This window comes from Mesorhizobium sp. B3-2-1 (genome assembly GCF_006439515.1).
GTDB lineage: Bacteria > Pseudomonadota > Alphaproteobacteria > Rhizobiales > Rhizobiaceae > Mesorhizobium.
This window is the reverse complement of record NZ_VFTI01000005.1, coordinates 131,109-148,686: the sequence shown is the minus strand read 5'-3', so window position 1 is coordinate 148,686 and position 17,578 is coordinate 131,109. Positions and strand designations below refer to the sequence as shown.

The following is a 17,578-nucleotide window of genomic DNA, read 5'->3' as shown; positions in this document are numbered from 1 at the left end:
CAATCAAGCGAGACAGACAATGAAACAATCCTACCTGGGCAAGCACGCCCTGTTCGGCCTGCTCGGCGCCATTGCCGTGTTGACCGTCGTTCCCGTCGCCACGGTCATGCCGGCCTATGCGGTCGACAACATCGAGGGGGCCGACGCGCCCGACCTCACCGCCGTCGAGGCCAAGCTCGACGCCAAGGACTACAAGGGCGCGCTGGCGGACCTGCGGGACCTCGCGCAGGACAACCAGCAGGCCGACGTCTACAATCTGCTTGGCTTCACGCTGCGCAAGACCGGCGACTTCGACACCGCGCTGACCTACTACAACAAGGCGCTGGAGCTGAAGCCCGACCACAAGGCGGCCCGCGAATATCTGGGCGAGCTCTATGTCGAGACCGGCGACATGGCCAAGGCTAATGAGCAGCTGGCTTCGCTGCAGAAACTCTGCCCCGCCGGCTGCGAGGAGCTTTCCGACCTGCAAAAGGCCATCGACACCAAGGTGACGAAGTAGGGCGGCGGCGCAAGTTCCCCCTCACCCGGATTGCCAACCGAATTGCAAAGAGCAATTCGGGGCAATCCGACCTCTCCCCGAGGGGAGAGGAGGGCGCTGGCGCCGGCATCTGCCTCTTCTCCCCAGCGGGGAGAAGGTGGCCGCGAAGCGGCCGGATGAGGGGGCCTTGGCGCGAACCTCAACGCGAAATGAACCAAAGTTCGGGCGCTCGTGGCTGGCGCCCATTGCCGGAGCCGGCGCCTCTCCCTCGAGCCGGCTCCGGCCCTTTCAAGCATCACATTCGGCAAGCGCCGTCCGCGCGCGTGCCCGCATGGTGTAGAAATATTGGAGCCCGACCATGACCCTGAACGAACGCGCCGCGCAGCTGCACCGCCTCGCCACCAGACTGTACCTGAGGGATGTGACCCTGCTTGTCGGGCGCCTGCTTTTGTCCTTCATCTTCCTGCATGAGGGCGTCACGCTGGCCACGCATTTCGAGGGCGCCGCCAAGGCCATGGCAGCCCTCGGCGTCGGCCTGCCGTTGCTTGTCGCCACCATCGCACTGCAACTGGGGGCAGGGCTCTCGGTGGCAACGGGCCTGCTGACGCGGCCGGGCGCAGTCGGGCTCGGCCTGTTCTGCCTGGCCACGGCCATGCTGTTCCACACCAACTTCGCCAGCCAGAACGAACTGCTGCATTTCGAGAAGGATCTGGCCATATCAGGCGGCATGTTCGTGCTGGCCGTTGCCGGCGCGGGCCGGTTCTCGCTGGACTGGTTGTTGGCCGGCTATTTGCAGCAGCGGCGGCGCGACAAGGACATGGTGGCGGCGCTGCTGGCGGTCGAGAACCAGTTTTCCCTGAGGCTGCCGGTTTGAGGACCAGCTGAGCCCGCGCGCCCACGCACGCTTGCGCGCGCTGTGCTGGAACCAGCCTTGATGCTCCGCATTCTATAAGCAGGGACTGAAGGAGCGTGACGTGAAAGCGATTTTGGCACTGGTCGGCGGCTTCGTCTTGACGCTTGCGGTCTTCGGCAGCGGGCTAGGCTTTGCCGCCTGGCTGCTTGCCGCCAAGTCCCCGCATGAGGCAAGGCCGACCGTCAGCGTGGCGGAACTGTGGACCAGGAACGCGCGGCCGGTGAACAAGGCGGCGCAGAACCTCGAACGCTTGCCGGCCGACCAGCCCGCGCCGCCTGATATCGCGGCCAAGGAGCCGGCACCCGACCCGGCCGCGACCGGCTCGACCGCGCCCGCAGCGGCCGAACTGCCGGCGTCGCATCTCCAGTGGTGCGCCAGCCACTACCGCTCCTACCATCCCGACGACAACAGCTACATGTCCTATAGCGGGCGGCTGCGCCCCTGCGTCTCGCCATATCTCGACGCCGGCGCCGACCGGGGCGCTTCGGCCGAAGTCAGCTATGCCGAGACGGGCGACGCCGCTTCCACGACGGCGCTTTCCGCCGACCATGTCGATTCCTGCTTCAGCCGCTACCGCTCCTACCGGCCCGACGACAACAGCTATCAGCCCTATTCCGGCGGACCCAGGCGCCAGTGCGAGTAGGCGCCGAATGGGACCGGGCGCGGCTGAAAGGCGGCGCCTTGCGATGCGCGGCGATCACGCAGATTTTTTGGATCATTCGGATCGGCGCGGCGTTCATGCCTCACATGAGTGGAGGAACGATATGAGCGACGACCGCGACGACAAGATCAGGAACCGCGCGTACGAGATCTGGCAACGCGAAGGCGGCGCGCATGGCGACCATGACCGGCACTGGCGCCAGGCCGAGATGGAGATCGACCGGGAGGCCGCCCTGCCGCTCACGGCCGGCGACGCGCTGCCGCAGACCGGCGAGATCGCCAGCTCCGACGTGCTGACGGTGGAGGAACTGGCCGTCCGCACGGGCATATCGGGCGACGAGGCGCAGGAGCTGCTCGACCGCCTGGGCAACGACCGCGCTGCGATCGAGCAGGCCGCGCGCAGCCTCAAGGCGAAGAAGCGCAGCTAGGCCACGCAATTTCCAAGGGAAAACCGTTTCAGGATTTTCCTGGAATTGCCCTGATCAGCGCACGAAAACGCGGCGCCGCCGGTACCCGGCGCCGGTGGCCTGGTGCGGTCTGACCGGCGTTACCCCAAAGGCATTGGCGACATGAAATCGGTCGGAACCCTTGGCCGCCTGGGAGGTTCACCCTGTCCCAACCCGAGAGGAGATGCACTGATGGACCACGCAAATCACGTAAGGCTCCGCCCCGCCGAACTGACACCGGACACGCTTGAAGGCGCGGCCATCTACGGCCCCAACGACGAGAGGATCGGCTCCGTCGATCATATGCATGGCAGCGGCCTGGTCGTCATCGATGTCGGCGGCTTCCTCGGCATCGGCGCCAAACCGGTGGCCGTCGTCGCCAACGAACTCGATTTCATGCGTGACGAGGACGGCGACGTCCACGCCGTGACCAACTGGACTAAGGACCAGCTGAAAGCCATGCCCGAACACCGCGACTGACAAAAAGAAGGGCTCGGCGATCGCCGGGCCTTTCGTCTTTTCCAAGGGAGAGACCGATGATCAGGAAGCTGAAAGACGGAAAATACCGGCTTTATTCAAGGAAGAAGGACGAGAAGACGGGGAAGCGACGGAATTTGGGGACGTTTGATACGAGGGAGGCGGCGGAGAAGCATGAAAGGGAGGTGCAGTATTTTAAGAGGGGGTGAGTTGAAGCAAATTGGCAGGTCCGGCCTTTCAGAGCGAGGCTCGCGACGCGTTACTACTGATCATCCGGGACCGCCTCCTAGGCCTACGGCTCTCAAAGCGAGAGGATTGTCTTCATCGATTGGAGGTCTTTCAGGAACTGTTCTCTCATCAGCGTGGTATAAATGCGATCGATCTTACCTTGGTTCTGCCGATCAACAATTTTCTTAAGGTCTGAGGTCCGTTGCTTCCAAGTCATTCCGTCGGTCACGAATAATAACTTTGTGCCGTGACGCTTAGCGTCGATGATCGCGTCAAGATCTCCGATAATGTCTGTCATCTTCGAACCGGTTGCGCCGTAGCCCTTCACCTCGATCACGATGGAAGGGCGTGTTCGACTAGGGATTGCGACATCGCATTTGGCCGGTTTTCCATCGGCTCCGGTGAAGGTGCAACGAGTTTCATAGGCGTCACCGAACACTTCCCGTACCAATGCCTCGACAAAATCCTCCAGCCCGCGACCGCGTTTTTGGCCGGAGATAGCTGAACCGCGACCGGCTCGAAGACGTTCAACGAGAATGTCGCTCCACACAGGCTTATGGTTGATGACCGTCCCCATATTCACGAGAAGGCCCAAACGCTCGAGCGCATCAAAAAAGCCCTCTCGGTCGGCCTTGTAACCATTGATGCCGATGCTGCTTCCTGGCAGTTCCTTTCGCAGCAAGGACTCCATACTGTCCTTCGATAGCATCAAGAACAGCCGCGCGCACAGGAGGCCCTCGGCAAAATTGTCATCGAGCAGGGCAGCGATATCGTTGCGGGTGTATTCAGCTTTCTTAGGCAATGCTGTTAGGCGAGCAATTGCGCTCGCCGCGATATCGTCCATCCAATCCACGTTGAGTGGGCTCAGGCCGTCGATCACTTCCTCAAGTGATTGGTCACGATCCTGCATCAACGCCCAACAATCAGGTATTCAGTGGTCTTGGCGCGCGAGACACTACCATGAGTTCCGAAATGATAGGTGTGGGGCTTTTCGAAGACCCGTACGTCACGCTTGTGCCGCCGCATTAGCCGCTCGAGTTCGACAAGGTCGGGGTAGCCGTTCGAGCTATAGGAAAGTGCAATGATACTCTTTGAGAAGCGCGCAAACATCCGATCAAACGCGTCTATCGCGGTCCGGCGATAACTGAACGGCGTGTGTTTCTTTGCGATCTTGCGGACCTTGGTAGTCATATCGATCGGCTGATCCTGCCAGTAGCTAGAAAGACCTTCGAGGAAATGATAGCGCTTAACATAGCAATTGTCGTCGGATCGTGGTACATAGGGCGGGTCCAGATAGACGAGGTCAATCGCCCTATTCGGAAGGTCGAATAGGTCCGTTTGCAATGCTTGATTGCGACGGCCATTGTCGAAGACAGTCGCGTTGTAGACCTCGATCTGCTCAAGGAAATGCTCCTCGATCGACAATTTCAGATCGCGACGACCATCATCATATCGCGATAAATCACCAGAGATAGTGAATACTCCACGCGGTTGCCGCTTGAGGCATGAGCGAAATAGCGCAGCATAAGCTAGTGCCTGCTGATGCGGAGTGTCGAGGCTCCGAATATTGTGTGAAAGCCGGTCCAGAAACCGCAAGTCCTCTGGAGTGTAGAAAATTCCCTTGAACGTTCTAATAACGAAGTCGTCAGCGTCTTTGGGGCGCACGAGGAGACGTTTTATCGCCCTACCATCAAGATGATGTGTGCTATTTTCAACCGTGGCGCGCGCAACGATCGACGGGAACCGCAAAAAGTCCGACGAAACGACGCGCCTGCCCATTGCCTTCAAAAGATAGGATACGCTGCCCGTTCCAGAAAACGGATCCATAGCGCTCTCAAAATCAAGGGTGTTAAGCGCTTCGAAAATCCAAGGTAGAAGCCGTTTCTTTGATCCCATATAGCGTAGTTCGGGATACCGCATCGCTCGTTCAGGCACTGTAACGTGTAGCGTGTTGGGCAAAGTTGAGTCGGCAACCACTCTGAGTTGTGGCGTAGCATGGTGCGCAACACTGGACATTGAACTGGTGCCTCCCTCAACCATTTTATGGCTTAAGCGACGAGTCGTGGAAACGTGAACAAATATAGAACATCGCCTATGCGATGACAACCTTATGTCATAGCGTATCCTCGGAGAGTCAGCGGAGCGGTCCTAATAATGGATCGGGGGCGCTGTGCGGCTTCAGCTATCTCCAAGCAGGCGAGTGCGAGCCTCAGCTGCATCTACCCAGCGCGACCGCTGGAACTGCATATTTCAAGTGAACAGAGTTGAGATCGTCGGTCGTCGTTGTCGATGTAGAACGCTGCGCTCGGGCGTGCGAGATAGTAAAACGCGATTGCCAGCTAGGGCAGTATGTGGCAGCGTCGATCGCTCTACGACCGCAATTGAACATGCTAGAAAGATGTTTTAGTGCAGACACCTCTGAATGCATCTGCGAGCAGTGCTGGGGCGCTGTTTTCCAGCACAACTTTCGAAGTTCCTCAATTTCAGAGGGAGTACTCATGGGGTTTGGACGAAGTTTCTGAGTTCTGGAACGACCTCCAAGCCAATATCGGTTCAGAAACTTATTTTCTTGGCCTAATTATTCTTACAAACCCAATGGACGACGAGGAAGCACGAAAGCACGTCGTTGACGGCCAGCAACGAATAATCACGCTAAGCCTGCTCGCCACCGCAATCTATCATGAGGCGGTTCAACGTGAACGGAAGGCTCTTGCTGACAGAATACAGGCCGATTTTCTGCGCTCAATCGACTACGATTCCGATGAAACTGCCCCAAGGGTAAGGCTTTCCGACGACACGGATGATCGGACATTTCAAGCAATTCTTTCCACCGGTCACCGCCCGTTGGACGATGGGGAAGGCGATTCGGTGTCAAGTCGTATGGCGGTATCCTACGAATACTTGACAAAGAGACTCAGGGACGATCTCAAAATAGACCCTTTTAAGCGCCTTGGACGCTGGACCGATTTTCTCACCAACCGGCTCTATTTCGCTGTGTTCGTGCATCCGGACGCGGCTTCTGCCTATCAAGTTTTCGAGGTAATCAATACCAGGGGCAAGGATCTAACTACCGCAGATTTGCTGAAGAATTACGTTTTAAGTCAAACTCCGCTGCAGAATCGAGGAAAGCGGTATTTGCAGTGGAAGACGATATCTAAACAATTTGCCAGCGAGGGTACGAACAATTTTGTACAGTATATTCGGCACGTCGTCACCGTCCGCAGCGGTCACGTCTTGCCGAAGGATCTGTTTGGATTTCTGGCCGGCCGCGTGCGCCTCTCAGGTCGTGAGCCTCCTGTTCCCGAGCAGCTAATGTCTCTGCTGGATGAGAATTTGCCTCTATATCTACAGATGGTTGATCAAACGCTTGCTGGGCCTGCTGAGCCTGGCGCATTGCGTGTATTCTCGGCGCTCAATAGCCTGGGAGTCATAGCCGTTCGACCGATCCTCTTGGCTGCCGCAAACGTTCCTGGCTCGTTAGACGGCATGAAGTTTATTCTTCAGCTGGTGGTGCGACGGATAATAGTGGGCAATCTGGGGACGGGCAATGTGGAGCGGCGGCTTGGCGAGGCTGCGAAGACGGTCCATGACGCCGGCAATTGGCAGTCAATTATAGAGGGCTTGCGAGACCTGAATCCAAGTCGTGGCGAATTTGTTGACCAGCTAAGAAAGAGATCATTCAACAAACAGGTTTTGCAATTCATGCGTCGGTCTGTTGTCCAGAAAACCATCACTCCGGATGCAAAGGGTGTACTGCACTTTATTTGGATGCGACAATCTCAACTCGGAGAGATGGGCGAAGACGAAGGCTCATTCTGGGCCTCGACAATAGGTAATACCGTCCTTTCCTCTCTTGATAGGCGTCCCAAAAGCGTGACCGATTGGGAAAGCTTCAAGCAGGACATGCTGCCTACTGCGGTGGATGGCGAATGGCGTCAACGCCTACAACAAATAGGTGGATGGAATGGAGGTGTCGTGGAGGAATTGGGTGCTGAACTGGCGGAAGCGGCAGGCGACATCTGGTTTCAATCGTAGCTGCGAGATGTCTTCCGATGCGATCGTCTCACGAGTCCTTGCTCTTGTAAATCGAGAGGTTGAGTTCGATGCGCTCGGCGCGCTAATATTTTCGTTGCGTCCAGAACAATCCACGGTTCCGTTGGAGGAGACGGCGATAGCTTTCGATACCAACGTATTGCTTAGATTAAGCAATCATGCTCGCGGCGCGGATATTGTTGATTTCCTTCGCACCTCTCACGATGGACCTTTGATTCTTCCTGGCCAGGTCATTCAAGAGTTTTGGAATAATCAGTTTCAAGCGGTGGATTCCTTATCCTCGTCAATAAGGAAGAAATTTGAAGCGCTAAAATCCGAAATTTCAAAAGTTGACGAGAGCTTTGGTAGCTTTTCTGATCGATTTGCCGCCCTTCTGGATGATTTTAGTGGAAGCTTTGGATATATCTATGATGAGGCGACTTTCCGAAGGGTGCATACGCTTTTGGATGTGATGAAGGCGAAGGCGTTGGTTCCCTATGCGCCACGGGCGGTATTCTCGCGTTCGGCTGCACTACGCAAAGTGACGGGCACTCCTCCCGGCTTTAAGGATGAAAGAGATGGTGACTTCTTTGTGTGGGTGGATCTTCTCGTGGGCTTGCAGCGTGCCGCAGTTGGGGGATCGCAATTCAAACGAGTAGTGCTCATTTCGCACGATCGTAAGATTGACTGGAGCCGGGAAGGCACTCCTCATCCCATCTTAATTGCTGAAATGAGAGCTTTAACCGGCGCTTCGTTCGAAATTTGGTCCATAGATAAACTGGCAAAGGAGTTGCTAGATTAACTAGCGTCTCTGGTAGTTTTTGCTGCCTCGCTCTGAGGCGCTGGTGACGAGGGTATTTGGCGGGTGGTTCACGCTGCCTGCGCGCCTATCGGGGGCAGGATATTGCAGCGCGCGTCGGCAAGATGGTCCGAGGCGCAAGGATACTTACGGAAGGCGTGCCCTTCCCATCTCTTGCCGCACCCTCTGAGGCTGACCGTTGGCTGGCTGGACTCGCCGTGTTGGAGGCCAAGGATGTCTCCCCATTAACCATTCGTTAACCATTAACCCCCTAGCGTTTACCTCTCAGTAAGGATTCGCTGGCCGTGACCTTTGCCGCCCCCGTCGAAACAAAATCCATTCGCTTCCGCGCCCGTTCGTTCGTGGCCTTCACGCTCACGCCGGAGGCGCCGATTTCGGCCTGGCTGGAGGGGCTGGATCATTGGATCGGCAATTCGCCGGGGTATTTTGCCGGGCGGCCGGTGGTGCTCGATTTGAACGTGCTGAAGCCCGAGGTCGCCGACATCGCGCTGCTGGTCGCTTCGCTCGGTGCGCGCGGTATCCGGGTCTATGCCATCGAGCTCGAAGGGGCTTCGCTCGGGCTCGACCTGCCGCCGCTTTTGACCGGCGCCAAGGAGGCGACGTCGGACGGCCTGCTTTCCGGCCGCAAGGGCAAGGTGGACGCGGCTGATGAAGCCGGCAAGCTGGAGACGGTATTTTCGGAGCGCGGCAAGGATGCCGGCAAGCCCGCAGAGGGCAAGCCGATCGAAATCAAGGCCGAGCCCGGCAAGGGCAAGGCTGCCAAGGCAGCTGAAGCCGGCGTGGTGGATGCGGTCCAGGCCGGCACGCTGATGGTCAAGTCGCCGATCCGCTCGGGCCAGTCGATCTTTCATCCGCATGGCGATGTCATCGTGCTCGGCTCGGTCGCGTCCGGGTCGGAAATCATCGCGGCGGGCTCGATCCATGTCTACGGAACGCTGCGCGGCCGCGCCATCGCCGGGTCGCAGGGCAATCGGTCGGCGCGCATCTTCTGCCGCAAGAACGAGGCGGAGCTGATCTCGGTCGACGGCTGGTACACGACGGCCGAAGAGATGGAGGGCGTCTCGCGTGGCAAGGCGGTGCAGGCCTTCCTCGAAGGCGACATGCTCGCCGTCGTGCCGCTGAACTAGGGCGGCGCGATGCTGACGCCCAGCTTCACGGTTCCGGTCCGGACAAGCGCCGAGGCACCGCGCGCAAGCCTCGGACCGGTTTGGGATGGCATGATGGCAGGCTCTGACCGTGCGGCGCACGGCAACAACAACAGGCAACGGAGGCTTTTTCCATGGGCAAGGTAGTGGTCGTCACATCGGGCAAGGGGGGCGTCGGCAAGACCACCTCGACGGCCGCACTCGGGGCCGCGGTCGCCAAGACCGGCAAGAAGGTGGCCCTGGTCGATTTCGACGTCGGCCTCAGAAACCTCGACCTGATCATGGGCGCCGAGCGGCGCGTGGTGTTCGACCTCGTCAACGTCATCCAGGGTCAAGCCAAGCTGTCGCAGGCGCTGATCCGCGACAAGCGCGTCGACACGCTCTTCCTGCTGCCGGCCTCGCAGACGCGCGACAAGGATGCGCTGACGGAGCAGGGCGTCGGCGAAGTGATCGACAAGCTGCGCTCGGTGTTCGACTATGTCTTCTGCGACAGCCCGGCCGGTATCGAGCGCGGCGCGCAGCTCGCCATGCGCTTTGCCGACGAGGCGGTCATCGTCACCAATCCGGAAGTGTCGTCGGTGCGCGATTCCGACCGCATCATCGGCCTGCTCGACGCCCGCACCATGCGCGCCGAACAGGGCGAGCAGATCGCCAAGCACGTGCTGGTCACCCGCTATGACGCGGCACGCGCGGCGCGGGGCGAAATGCTCTCGATCGACGACGTGCTGGAAATCCTGTCGGTGCCGCTGCTCGGCATCATCCCGGAAAGCCAGGATGTGCTGCGCGCGTCCAATCTCGGTTCGCCGGTGACGCTGTCGGAGCCGCTCAACAACGCCGCCAAGGCCTATCTCGAAGCGGCACGGCGGCTGGAAGGCGAAGATCTGCCGGTGGTGGTGCCCTTCGAACGCAAGGGCTTTCTCGACCGTCTGCTCGGAAGGAGGGCCGCATGAGCATCCTCGACCTCTTCAAGCGGCGCACCAGCGCGCCGGTGGCGCGCGAGCGGCTGCAGGTGCTGCTCGCCTATGAGCGCCGCAGCCGTGGCCAGCCCGACCTCGTCTCCATCCTGCGCGAGGAGATCATGGCTGTGATCGCCAAGCATGTGCAGATCGACCAGGACTACCTTCAGGTCTCGATGGATCGCGGCGAGACCATGTCGACGCTGGAAATCGACATCCAGATCCCCAACAAGAGCGCCGTGCCGCTGGCCATGGCGGGGTAAAAACGCCGCGCCTTTTCCTCGCCCCTCTGCAGAGGGGGCGAGGTACCCGGATCTGCCGGCCCGGAACCGCCGGCATTCGTCCAGGTCAGTTCAGCGAAAATCTCGACCTGAAGCCCGCGGCGCTGTTGCGATTGGGATAGTCCTGATCCGGTATCGCAACGCCGAGATGGGTGCACAGCGGTTCCCAGCCATCGCCAAGAGCGTGGACCAGCAGCCGCTCCGGCGGCACCCCGGCGTACACCGCACGGACATTGGCCTCGTAGCACGCAATGGCATGCGCTCGATCGCCGGGCCGGCCGCCGAACACCTGCCTGGCGATCAGGGCAAGGCCCAGCGATTCCCGGTCCACGCTTTGCTCAAGTCCCGCCGCGATCGTCTTTTCAAAACTCTCCCACCAGCTTTCGGCCGAGCGGTAGGTCAGGATCACCCTGGCATCCGGATAGAACTCGATCAGTTCGCGCCAGTAATACGCCGAGGGCCAGTCCAGACAGGAGACATAGCCCGAGAGCAGCTGGTTCCAGTCCGGCGCGGCACCTTGCACCAGCGCACGCCACATCCGTTTCTGCTCCTCGTTGCCGATCACTTCATGCATGTGATGACAGGGGCCGAAGCCGAGAATGGCCAGCGCCTCGCGCATCGAATCCGTGCCCGTCCGGCCGAAGCCGGTACCGATCACCTTGATCGACATCTCCACGCCCTCCCGTTCGACCTGCAGGCCGTTTGCCGGCTGCATATCAGGCTGCACACGACGTTCACACCGTCGCGAACGCCGGCTGCTCGCGGCATCCAAATCGCCAATGTTGCAAATTTACATTTCCCACCGGGGCCTTCCCTTGCGGAATAAGCGGATGTAAGGATACATATTAGCAGTTTATTAAATATCTGGGTTTGGTTGCGTAAGAGGGAGTTCCGTATGAACTTCAAGAGCCTGATCAAGCGTGCTGAAGACGTAGACAACGCACTCCAGGAGTTGCAGGACGATCTGGCCGACGCCCTGGATGCCAGCCTCGATAGCGAATTCGAGGACCCGCCAAAGGGCGACGATGTCCCGGATCCTGCGTCAGGCGCCGACGCCTCGCCAGTCCAAGCCGATGCGCCACAAGCGGATGCCGCGGACGCTCCCGATGCGGCGGGCAACGCCGAGACCGCCGAAACCGCACCACGACTGACGCCTCATGCCCAGACCCGGCTGGCGGCACTGAATGCCTTCGAAGGGATGTTCCACGACGCCAGGGATTATCTGGACGAGATCAACGGCAAACTGTCGGAGATCTCGACCTCGCACCATCTGACGCGGGAATTCCTCAACATCCTTCACACCGACATTCTTCGCGCCAATGAGCTGGAGCTCGCAAATGCCGGCCTGATCGCGGAGCAGAGAACGCTGTCGGAAAAGCTGCACGACACGGCGGCAAAGCTGCGCGAGCGTGACGGCGCGTGCGAATTGCTGCAGCAGCGCGAGTCGACCCTGGTCCAGGACCGGGAGACGCTTCGCGCAACGCTCGCAGCGGTAAGGCTCGAACTCGCGGAGGCGGCCAATGCCAACGCCAAACGCGACGCGGAGTTCGGCGACATCGCCAACCGGCTGACGGCCAGGACGGTCGAGGCCAACAGGCGCCTGCGCGAGAGCAAGATGCTGCGGGAGAAACATGTCAGCCTGTCGGCCGAGCTCGACAAGGTGCTGAAGCGGGAGACCCAGACGCGCCACAGGCTGGATGAGCTTTCGGCAATCCACGCCAGTGAAGCGGCGCGGCTTGCCGAACTGATGGCGGCGCTCGGCAAGAGCGAGAAAGAGGAGATCCGGCTGCAGAAGGCGCTCGAGGCCACGCAGGCGAAGCTGGCGGAAAAGACCGAGTCGGCCAGCATGATGGAAGGCGACTGGGAAGCCGAACGGGCTCGCGGCCAGACGGAAATGCGCGGATTGCGTTCCGAGATACAGGACCTGGAATCGCGGCTGGAGCGGGCCTCGAACGAGAACAGCGCGGCCGCCGCCGAGATCGCCAGGCTCAAGACCGAACTGGACGACGCAGTGGCCGAAAAGAAGATCGCCGATGAAAGATTGTCGGCGCTCACGGACGAGAACGAAACCGACAAGATGAGCCTTTCCAAAGCGAACGCCAATCTTTCGCAGATTGCGCTGCAACAGGCATCGGAGGACATACAGCGGGATGTCCAGCGGCAGGAATGCGAGGACCTGCGGGCCGAAATCGCGTCGCTCAACGCCCGGATCAAGGAATTGCTGCCCTACGAGCGGCTCCACAAAGCCACCAACGGCAGATCGCGCGAAGGCGAGGTGGTCGAGATCGCCGCCGTGGTGGCCGAGAAAGCCCGTGCGACGGGCAGGCGGACCATGCGCAGAAATCTGCGCGCCACGTCGTAGCTCGCTCCGCTAGCGAGGGTCGCGGGCCCCATTGCCTGGCAGTGTCCCAGCGTTGGGTTGCCCTTGACGACGCGGACGGCCGCTGCCCTCACGCAATCACACAGCCGCGAACACCACGGTCTGCGCCAGTCCGCCGCCCTGGCGGTTCTCCAGCGTCACGGTGCCGCCGTAGCGCTCGATAATTTCCTTGGCGATGGCGAGGCCGAGGCCGGCGCCGGGAATGGATTGCTGGCGGCCGGGGTCGACGCGGAAGAAGGGCTCGAAGGCCTTGTTGATGAGGTCGGGCGGAATGCCAGGGCCGACATCCGAAATCGAGAGCACGGCGCGCCTGCCGGCGAGGTCGAGCGCGATCGTGCAGGCCTTGCCGTGGGTGGCGGCGTTGACGATCAGGTTGCGCAGCGCGCGGCGCAGGCCGAGCGCGCCGGCACGCACCGAAACCTTGTCGAGATGCCCGATCGAGACGGAATGGCCGAGCGTGGCCATCTCGGCTGATATGTCGCGGACCATCTTTTCCAGGTCCAGCGGCTCGACGGCATCCTGGTTGACCTCCTCGCGCACCAGGCGGATGGCGCTGTCGGCGATGCGGTCGAGCTCGTCGAGGTCGTGCAACCACTTGTCGCGCTCCTCGTCGAGGAATTCGGCGCGCAGCCGCATGCGCGTCATCGGCGTGCGCAGGTCATGGCCGGCGGCGGCCACCAGCCGCATGCGGCTCTCCATGGCGGTTTTCAGCCTGGACGAAAGCTGGTTCAGCGCATGCGCCGTCGCCTTGACCTCGGCCGATCCCACCTCCGGCACCGGCGCCAGCACGCCGTCCGAGCCGATCTTGGAGACGGTGGCCTCCAGCATTTCGAGCGGCCGGATCAGCACCGCGGTGAAATAGACCGAGACGGCGGTGGCGCCGGCCACGATCAGCGAGATCCAGCCGGCGAGCACCAGCCATTCGCGCCTAGGCGGATCGATATGGGCAATTTCCAGGATCGCCCAACGGCTGTCGGGCAGGCGCATGGAAGCAAGCTGGGCGGGATCTCCCGGTTTGTCACTGACGACGGCCAGGACGTCGAAACCTCGCCGGCGCAGCAGATCATTGAGCATCGCCGTCTCCTGCCGGTCCACCTTGCCATCGGCCGGCCGGTCGCTGAATTGCACCCGCAGCACATCGGGTATGGGCCCCGGCAGCAGCCGCACCACGAGCTCCATCTGCTGGGCAACCCAGGGCACGACGAGTTCCGGCGGCGGCCCGCCGCCGCGCACGCTGAGCACGGCCACCGTCGCCAAGCCGACGACGCCGACGATCGAAGCAACCAGCAACAGGATGAGGCGGCGGCGCAGCGAGTTCACGCCTGCGCCTCCACCGTCTCGACGCGCGCGGTGAGCTGGTAACCGCCATTGCGCACGGTCTTGAACAGCGGCCCGTCGCCGGTGTCGGTGAACTTGCGGCGCAGCCGGCTCATCAGCACGTCGACCGAGCGTTCGAGCGGGTCACGCTCGCGGCCTTGCGTGAGATCAAGCAGCTGGTCGCGCGAAAGCAGCCGGCCGGGGCGGTCGAGGAAGACTTGCAACAGGTCGAACTCGGCGCCGGTGAGATCGACGGCCGCGCCTTGCGCATCCGTCACCTTGCGGGTGTCCGGCTCCAGCCTGTAGCTGGCGAAGCGGTAGGCGCGGGGCGGGGGCGCCGGCGCCGCCTCTTCCGGCGTCGAGCGCCTGAGCACGGCGCGGATGCGGGCGGTGAGCTCGCGCGGGTTGAACGGCTTGCCGAGATAGTCGTCGGCGCCGAGCTCCAGCCCGATGATACGGTCCACATCCTCCTTCAGCGCCGTCAGCAGGATCACGGGGATATGCGGCTTGCGGTCGCGCAAGGCGCGGCAGATGTCGAGCCCAGAACCATCCGGCAGCATGACGTCGAGCACGGTGAGGTCGAACTGGCCCGAGGCCAGCTTCTGCTCGCATTCGCGCCGGTCGGCCGCCACCGAGACGCGAAAACCCTGGCCGTCGAGATAGCGCCCGAGCAGCGTCCGGATTTCGCGGTCGTCGTCGACGACGAGGATATGGGGTTGTGACTGCATTGCCGTGCCCTTTGCTTGGCGCCGATTATAGGGAGAGCGCGTGCAAGCGGCATGGAAAATTGCAACGCAATGTTTCTGGCCGGCTCATGGAAACGTTCGGAAACAAATTGCCCTTTTGCGGAAACCTTCGGCAACACGCCGACGCGAAGCAGACAAACACGCTTCCTATCCTCCCGGCGTCCAAGGCATGGATGAAAGGAACCGTCATGCGAAGCAGACTTCTTGCGCTCGGCCTGTTTTCCGCCGCCGCCATTCACCCCGCGCTGGCGGCGCAACCCGATCCGGGTGCCGCACCCGGCGGGCCGCCGGTCATGGCAATGCAGGATGGCCCAGACCGTGGGCCGATGCCTTGGCAGCAGGGTTTTGGCCCGCACGGGCCGATGTCGCACGGCCCGGAAGGTTTTGGCCCCCGCCGCCTGGGGCCGCCGCCGGAATTCATGCTGGCCGCCCGGCTGGCCGCGCTCGAAACCCGCGTCGGCATCCGCAGCGAACAGCTCGACGCCTGGCGCGACTACACCAGCGCGCTGCAGGCGGTGCTGTCGCCGCCGCGGCCTGATCGTGGTCCAGGCTGGCCTGCCAGGCCAGATGGCGCGCCGCAGGCGAAAGGCCCCGATGCGGGTGCTGGCGGCAGGCCCGATCCCTTCGCCTTCCAGGAAAGGCTGGCCGACGACGTCACGGCGCGCGCCGCCTCGGCCGCGAAGCTGAAGGACGCGATCGCCGAGCTGCGCGCCAAGCTCACGCCAGAACAACTCGAAATCCTCGCTTCGGCGGAACGCCCCCACGGACCACCCCCCGGTCCCTGGGGCGGCCCGCCGAATGATGCAGTCGGTCCTGCAGGCCCGCCCAATGAAGGCTCGATGTCGCCTCCCCGGCCCGGGAACGGCTGACAACAGACCGGCTGCGCCGGCCGGCTCCGGTACTCAACCCGTTCCCGGGCCGGCCGGTTTCCCTTCCGGGGTGGTGGATCGCGCCATCCCGGATTCACCCTCATGCAACAAGGCACGACAATGTGGGAAGCCCTGATGCTCTTGCGGCTGATCGCATCGCTCGGCCATGCCGGGCGCGCCAGTCATGCGGCGCTGCCCGGGCGCGCCAACGACGCGGCGCTGCCCGCCGACACGCTGAAGGGCGCGATCCGGCTGGAATTCGCCGCCTGGCGCCTGTCGCTCCCGCTTGCGCACCGGCCCGACGAAAATCATGACCGCAAGATCGCGTGAGACTTGGCAAGGCGCTTGGCATGTCGGCGCTGATCGGCATAATGACGCAGGGGCATCGCAGCCAGCCGCTCGATCCTCGAGTGCGCTCCACCCGCGAAGCAGGAGCGCGACATGAGCCGCTTCGAAGCACTGCTCGACACCGCCAGCGTTCGGCCTCGCCCCTCCTTGCACGATCCCATGCCCAGGCAGCCACCGCACCTCAAGCGAAAGATCATTCAGCCCATGTCTATCCAGTCCAGCCAGTCCTCCCCGCCGGTTCGCCGGCTCGCGCCCTGGACGGCGCTTGCCGCAGCCCTTCTCGTGGCGGCCTGCTCACAGGAGCAAGCCAAGGCTCCCGCGGGCATGGGCGGCGTCGGCAAGCCGGAAGTCGGCGTCGTCACGCTGCATCCACAATCGGTGGCGATCACGGCCGAACTGCCGGGGCGCACGGCGGCGTCGTTGATCGCCGAGGTACGCCCGCAGGTCGACGGCATCATCCAGCAGCGCCTGTTCAAGGAAGGCAGCGAGGTGGCGGCGGGACAGCCGCTCTACCTCATCGATCCGGCGAGCTACAAGGCGGCCTATGACAGTGCGGTCGCGGCGCAGCAGAAGGCGGCGGCGGCGGTGCCTACCGCGCAGGCCAAGTTCGACCGTTATGCCGGCCTCTTGAAGCAGAACGTTGTTTCCAAACAGGATTATGACGACGCCGCCGCCACGTTGGCGCAGGCGCAGGCGGATGTGGCTTCCGCCAAGGCCAGCGCCGAAACCGCACGCATCAGCCTCGACCGCACCTCGATCACCGCGCCGATCGCCGGTCGCATCGACAAGTCCACGCTGACGCCGGGCGCGCTGGTCACCGCCAACCAGGAGACGGTGCTGACCACGATCCGTTCGCTCGATCCGATCAATGTCGACGTCACGCAGTCGAGCACCAATTTGCTCAACCTGCGCCAGGCGATCTCGGAAGGGCGGCTGAAGTTCAGCGGACCCAATGTCAGCGTCAAGCTGAAACTCGAGAACGGCACCATCTACGCGCAGACCGGCAAGCTGGAATTCGCCGGCGCCAATGTCGACCCGACCACCGGCACATTCGCGTTGAGAGCCGAGTTTCCCAATCCCGACCGCCTGCTTCTGCCCGGCATGTATGTGCGGGCGCTGGTCGAGGAGGGCGTCGCCCAGAACAGTTTTCTGGTGCCGCAGCGCGGCGTCACCCGCAACACGAAGGGCGAGGCGACGGCCATGGTCATCAATGCGCAGGGCAAGGTCGAGACGCGCGTGCTCGCCGTGCGCAACACCGTCGGCAACAACTGGTTGGTCGACAGCGGTGTCGGCGATGGCGACCGCGTCATCGTCGAGGGGCTGCAGCTCGTGCGCCCCGGCGGCGACGCGACCGGCGTCGAAGTGACGATCGACGAGGCGACCGGGGAGATCAAGGACCGCGGTCAGACATCGGCTTTGCCGGCCCCATCCAAGATGGCCAGCACGAGCCAGCAACCCGCCGCCTCGACCGGGAACTGAGAC

20 protein-coding genes are annotated in these 17,578 nt (G+C 62.0%); 15 read left to right on the top strand and 5 right to left on the bottom strand.

Annotated features, from left to right (window positions below):
- Positions 1-19 precede the first annotated feature (19 nt).
- From FJW08_RS07345 to FJW08_RS07320, 6 genes are all read left to right on the top strand, one after another.
- A complete protein-coding gene (locus tag FJW08_RS07345) occupies positions 20-499 on the top strand; it encodes a tetratricopeptide repeat protein (protein ID WP_140809948.1) in 480 nt (159 codons plus the stop codon).
- Positions 500-836: 337 nt separating this feature from the next.
- Positions 837-1,352, top strand: coding sequence for a DoxX family protein (locus FJW08_RS07340; RefSeq protein ID WP_140809947.1), 516 nt, complete (start codon positions 837-839; stop codon positions 1,350-1,352).
- A 100-nt stretch (positions 1,353-1,452) separates the two neighbouring features.
- Positions 1,453-2,034, top strand: coding sequence for a BA14K family protein (locus tag FJW08_RS07335; RefSeq protein WP_140809946.1), 582 nt, complete (start codon positions 1,453-1,455; stop codon positions 2,032-2,034).
- A gap of 121 nt (positions 2,035-2,155) precedes the next feature.
- Complete coding sequence (locus tag FJW08_RS07330; RefSeq protein WP_140809945.1) at positions 2,156-2,479, top strand: DUF2934 domain-containing protein; 324 nt, start codon at positions 2,156-2,158, stop codon at positions 2,477-2,479.
- 210 nt (positions 2,480-2,689) lie between these two features.
- A complete protein-coding gene (locus FJW08_RS07325) occupies positions 2,690-2,977 on the top strand; it encodes a PRC-barrel domain containing protein (protein WP_140809944.1) in 288 nt (95 codons plus the stop codon).
- 56 nt (positions 2,978-3,033) lie between these two features.
- On the top strand, positions 3,034-3,183 hold the full coding sequence (locus FJW08_RS07320; RefSeq protein WP_140509404.1) for a hypothetical protein: 150 nt from the start codon (positions 3,034-3,036) through the stop codon (positions 3,181-3,183).
- A gap of 92 nt (positions 3,184-3,275) precedes the next feature.
- On the opposite strand, the gene FJW08_RS07315 is transcribed toward FJW08_RS07320, so the two are convergent.
- Both FJW08_RS07315 and FJW08_RS07310 read right to left on the bottom strand, forming a co-directional pair.
- Positions 3,276-4,112 (bottom strand): DpnII family type II restriction endonuclease, encoded by an 837-nt coding sequence (locus FJW08_RS07315; RefSeq protein ID WP_140809943.1) that lies wholly within the window; start codon positions 4,110-4,112, stop codon positions 3,276-3,278.
- Positions 4,112-5,218, bottom strand: coding sequence for a DNA adenine methylase (locus tag FJW08_RS07310; RefSeq protein WP_246682261.1), 1,107 nt, complete (start codon positions 5,216-5,218; stop codon positions 4,112-4,114). The genes FJW08_RS07315 and FJW08_RS07310 overlap by 1 nt, the downstream gene beginning before the upstream one ends.
- A 390-nt stretch (positions 5,219-5,608) precedes the next feature.
- Here FJW08_RS07310 and FJW08_RS07305 point away from each other — a divergent pair, with 390 nt between their 5' ends.
- The 5 genes from FJW08_RS07305 (at position 5,609) to minE (ending at position 10,418) form a co-directional block, all read left to right on the top strand.
- Complete coding sequence (locus FJW08_RS07305; RefSeq protein ID WP_140809941.1) at positions 5,609-7,237, top strand: DUF262 domain-containing protein; 1,629 nt, start codon at positions 5,609-5,611, stop codon at positions 7,235-7,237.
- Positions 7,191-8,036: a PIN-like domain-containing protein gene (locus FJW08_RS07300; RefSeq protein ID WP_140809940.1), complete on the top strand. Its 846-nt coding sequence runs from the start codon at positions 7,191-7,193 to the stop codon at positions 8,034-8,036. Before FJW08_RS07305 ends, FJW08_RS07300 begins: the two co-directional genes overlap by 47 nt.
- A 302-nt stretch (positions 8,037-8,338) precedes the next feature.
- A complete protein-coding gene (gene minC, locus FJW08_RS07295; protein ID WP_140809939.1) occupies positions 8,339-9,181 on the top strand; it encodes a septum site-determining protein MinC in 843 nt (280 codons plus the stop codon).
- A gap of 152 nt (positions 9,182-9,333) precedes the next feature.
- Positions 9,334-10,149, top strand: coding sequence for a septum site-determining protein MinD (gene minD, locus FJW08_RS07290; protein WP_027144292.1), 816 nt, complete (start codon positions 9,334-9,336; stop codon positions 10,147-10,149).
- Positions 10,146-10,418, top strand: coding sequence for a cell division topological specificity factor MinE (minE, locus tag FJW08_RS07285; RefSeq protein WP_023774842.1), 273 nt, complete (start codon positions 10,146-10,148; stop codon positions 10,416-10,418). Before minD ends, minE begins: the two co-directional genes overlap by 4 nt.
- Before the next feature lie 85 nt (positions 10,419-10,503).
- Here the strand turns inward: minE and FJW08_RS07280 are convergent, their stop codons facing one another.
- Positions 10,504-11,151, bottom strand: a complete 648-nt coding sequence (locus FJW08_RS07280; RefSeq protein ID WP_246682257.1) for a sulfotransferase family protein — start codon at positions 11,149-11,151, stop codon at positions 10,504-10,506.
- A 180-nt stretch (positions 11,152-11,331) separates the two neighbouring features.
- On the opposite strand from FJW08_RS07280, the gene FJW08_RS07275 reads away from it, so the two are divergent.
- Positions 11,332-12,798: a hypothetical protein gene (locus FJW08_RS07275; RefSeq protein ID WP_140809938.1), complete on the top strand. Its 1,467-nt coding sequence runs from the start codon at positions 11,332-11,334 to the stop codon at positions 12,796-12,798.
- A 96-nt stretch (positions 12,799-12,894) separates the two neighbouring features.
- On the opposite strand, the gene FJW08_RS07270 is transcribed toward FJW08_RS07275, so the two are convergent.
- Positions 12,895-14,136, bottom strand: a complete 1,242-nt coding sequence (locus tag FJW08_RS07270; RefSeq protein WP_140809937.1) for an ATP-binding protein — start codon at positions 14,134-14,136, stop codon at positions 12,895-12,897.
- Positions 14,133-14,861 (bottom strand): response regulator transcription factor, encoded by a 729-nt coding sequence (locus FJW08_RS07265; RefSeq protein WP_140762106.1) that lies wholly within the window; start codon positions 14,859-14,861, stop codon positions 14,133-14,135. Before FJW08_RS07265 ends, FJW08_RS07270 begins: the two co-directional genes overlap by 4 nt.
- A 206-nt stretch (positions 14,862-15,067) precedes the next feature.
- On the opposite strand from FJW08_RS07265, the gene FJW08_RS07260 reads away from it, so the two are divergent.
- The 3 genes from FJW08_RS07260 (at position 15,068) to FJW08_RS07250 (ending at position 17,575) form a co-directional block, all read left to right on the top strand.
- The gene (locus FJW08_RS07260) at positions 15,068-15,748 is read left to right on the top strand and encodes a hypothetical protein (protein ID WP_140809936.1); all 681 of its coding nucleotides are present in this window, start codon (positions 15,068-15,070) and stop codon (positions 15,746-15,748) included.
- 102 nt (positions 15,749-15,850) lie between these two features.
- Positions 15,851-16,078: a hypothetical protein gene (locus FJW08_RS07255; RefSeq protein ID WP_224593363.1), complete on the top strand. Its 228-nt coding sequence runs from the start codon at positions 15,851-15,853 to the stop codon at positions 16,076-16,078.
- A gap of 222 nt (positions 16,079-16,300) precedes the next feature.
- Positions 16,301-17,575, top strand: a complete 1,275-nt coding sequence (locus FJW08_RS07250; protein ID WP_140810060.1) for an efflux RND transporter periplasmic adaptor subunit — start codon at positions 16,301-16,303, stop codon at positions 17,573-17,575.
- Positions 17,576-17,578 lie beyond the last annotated feature (3 nt).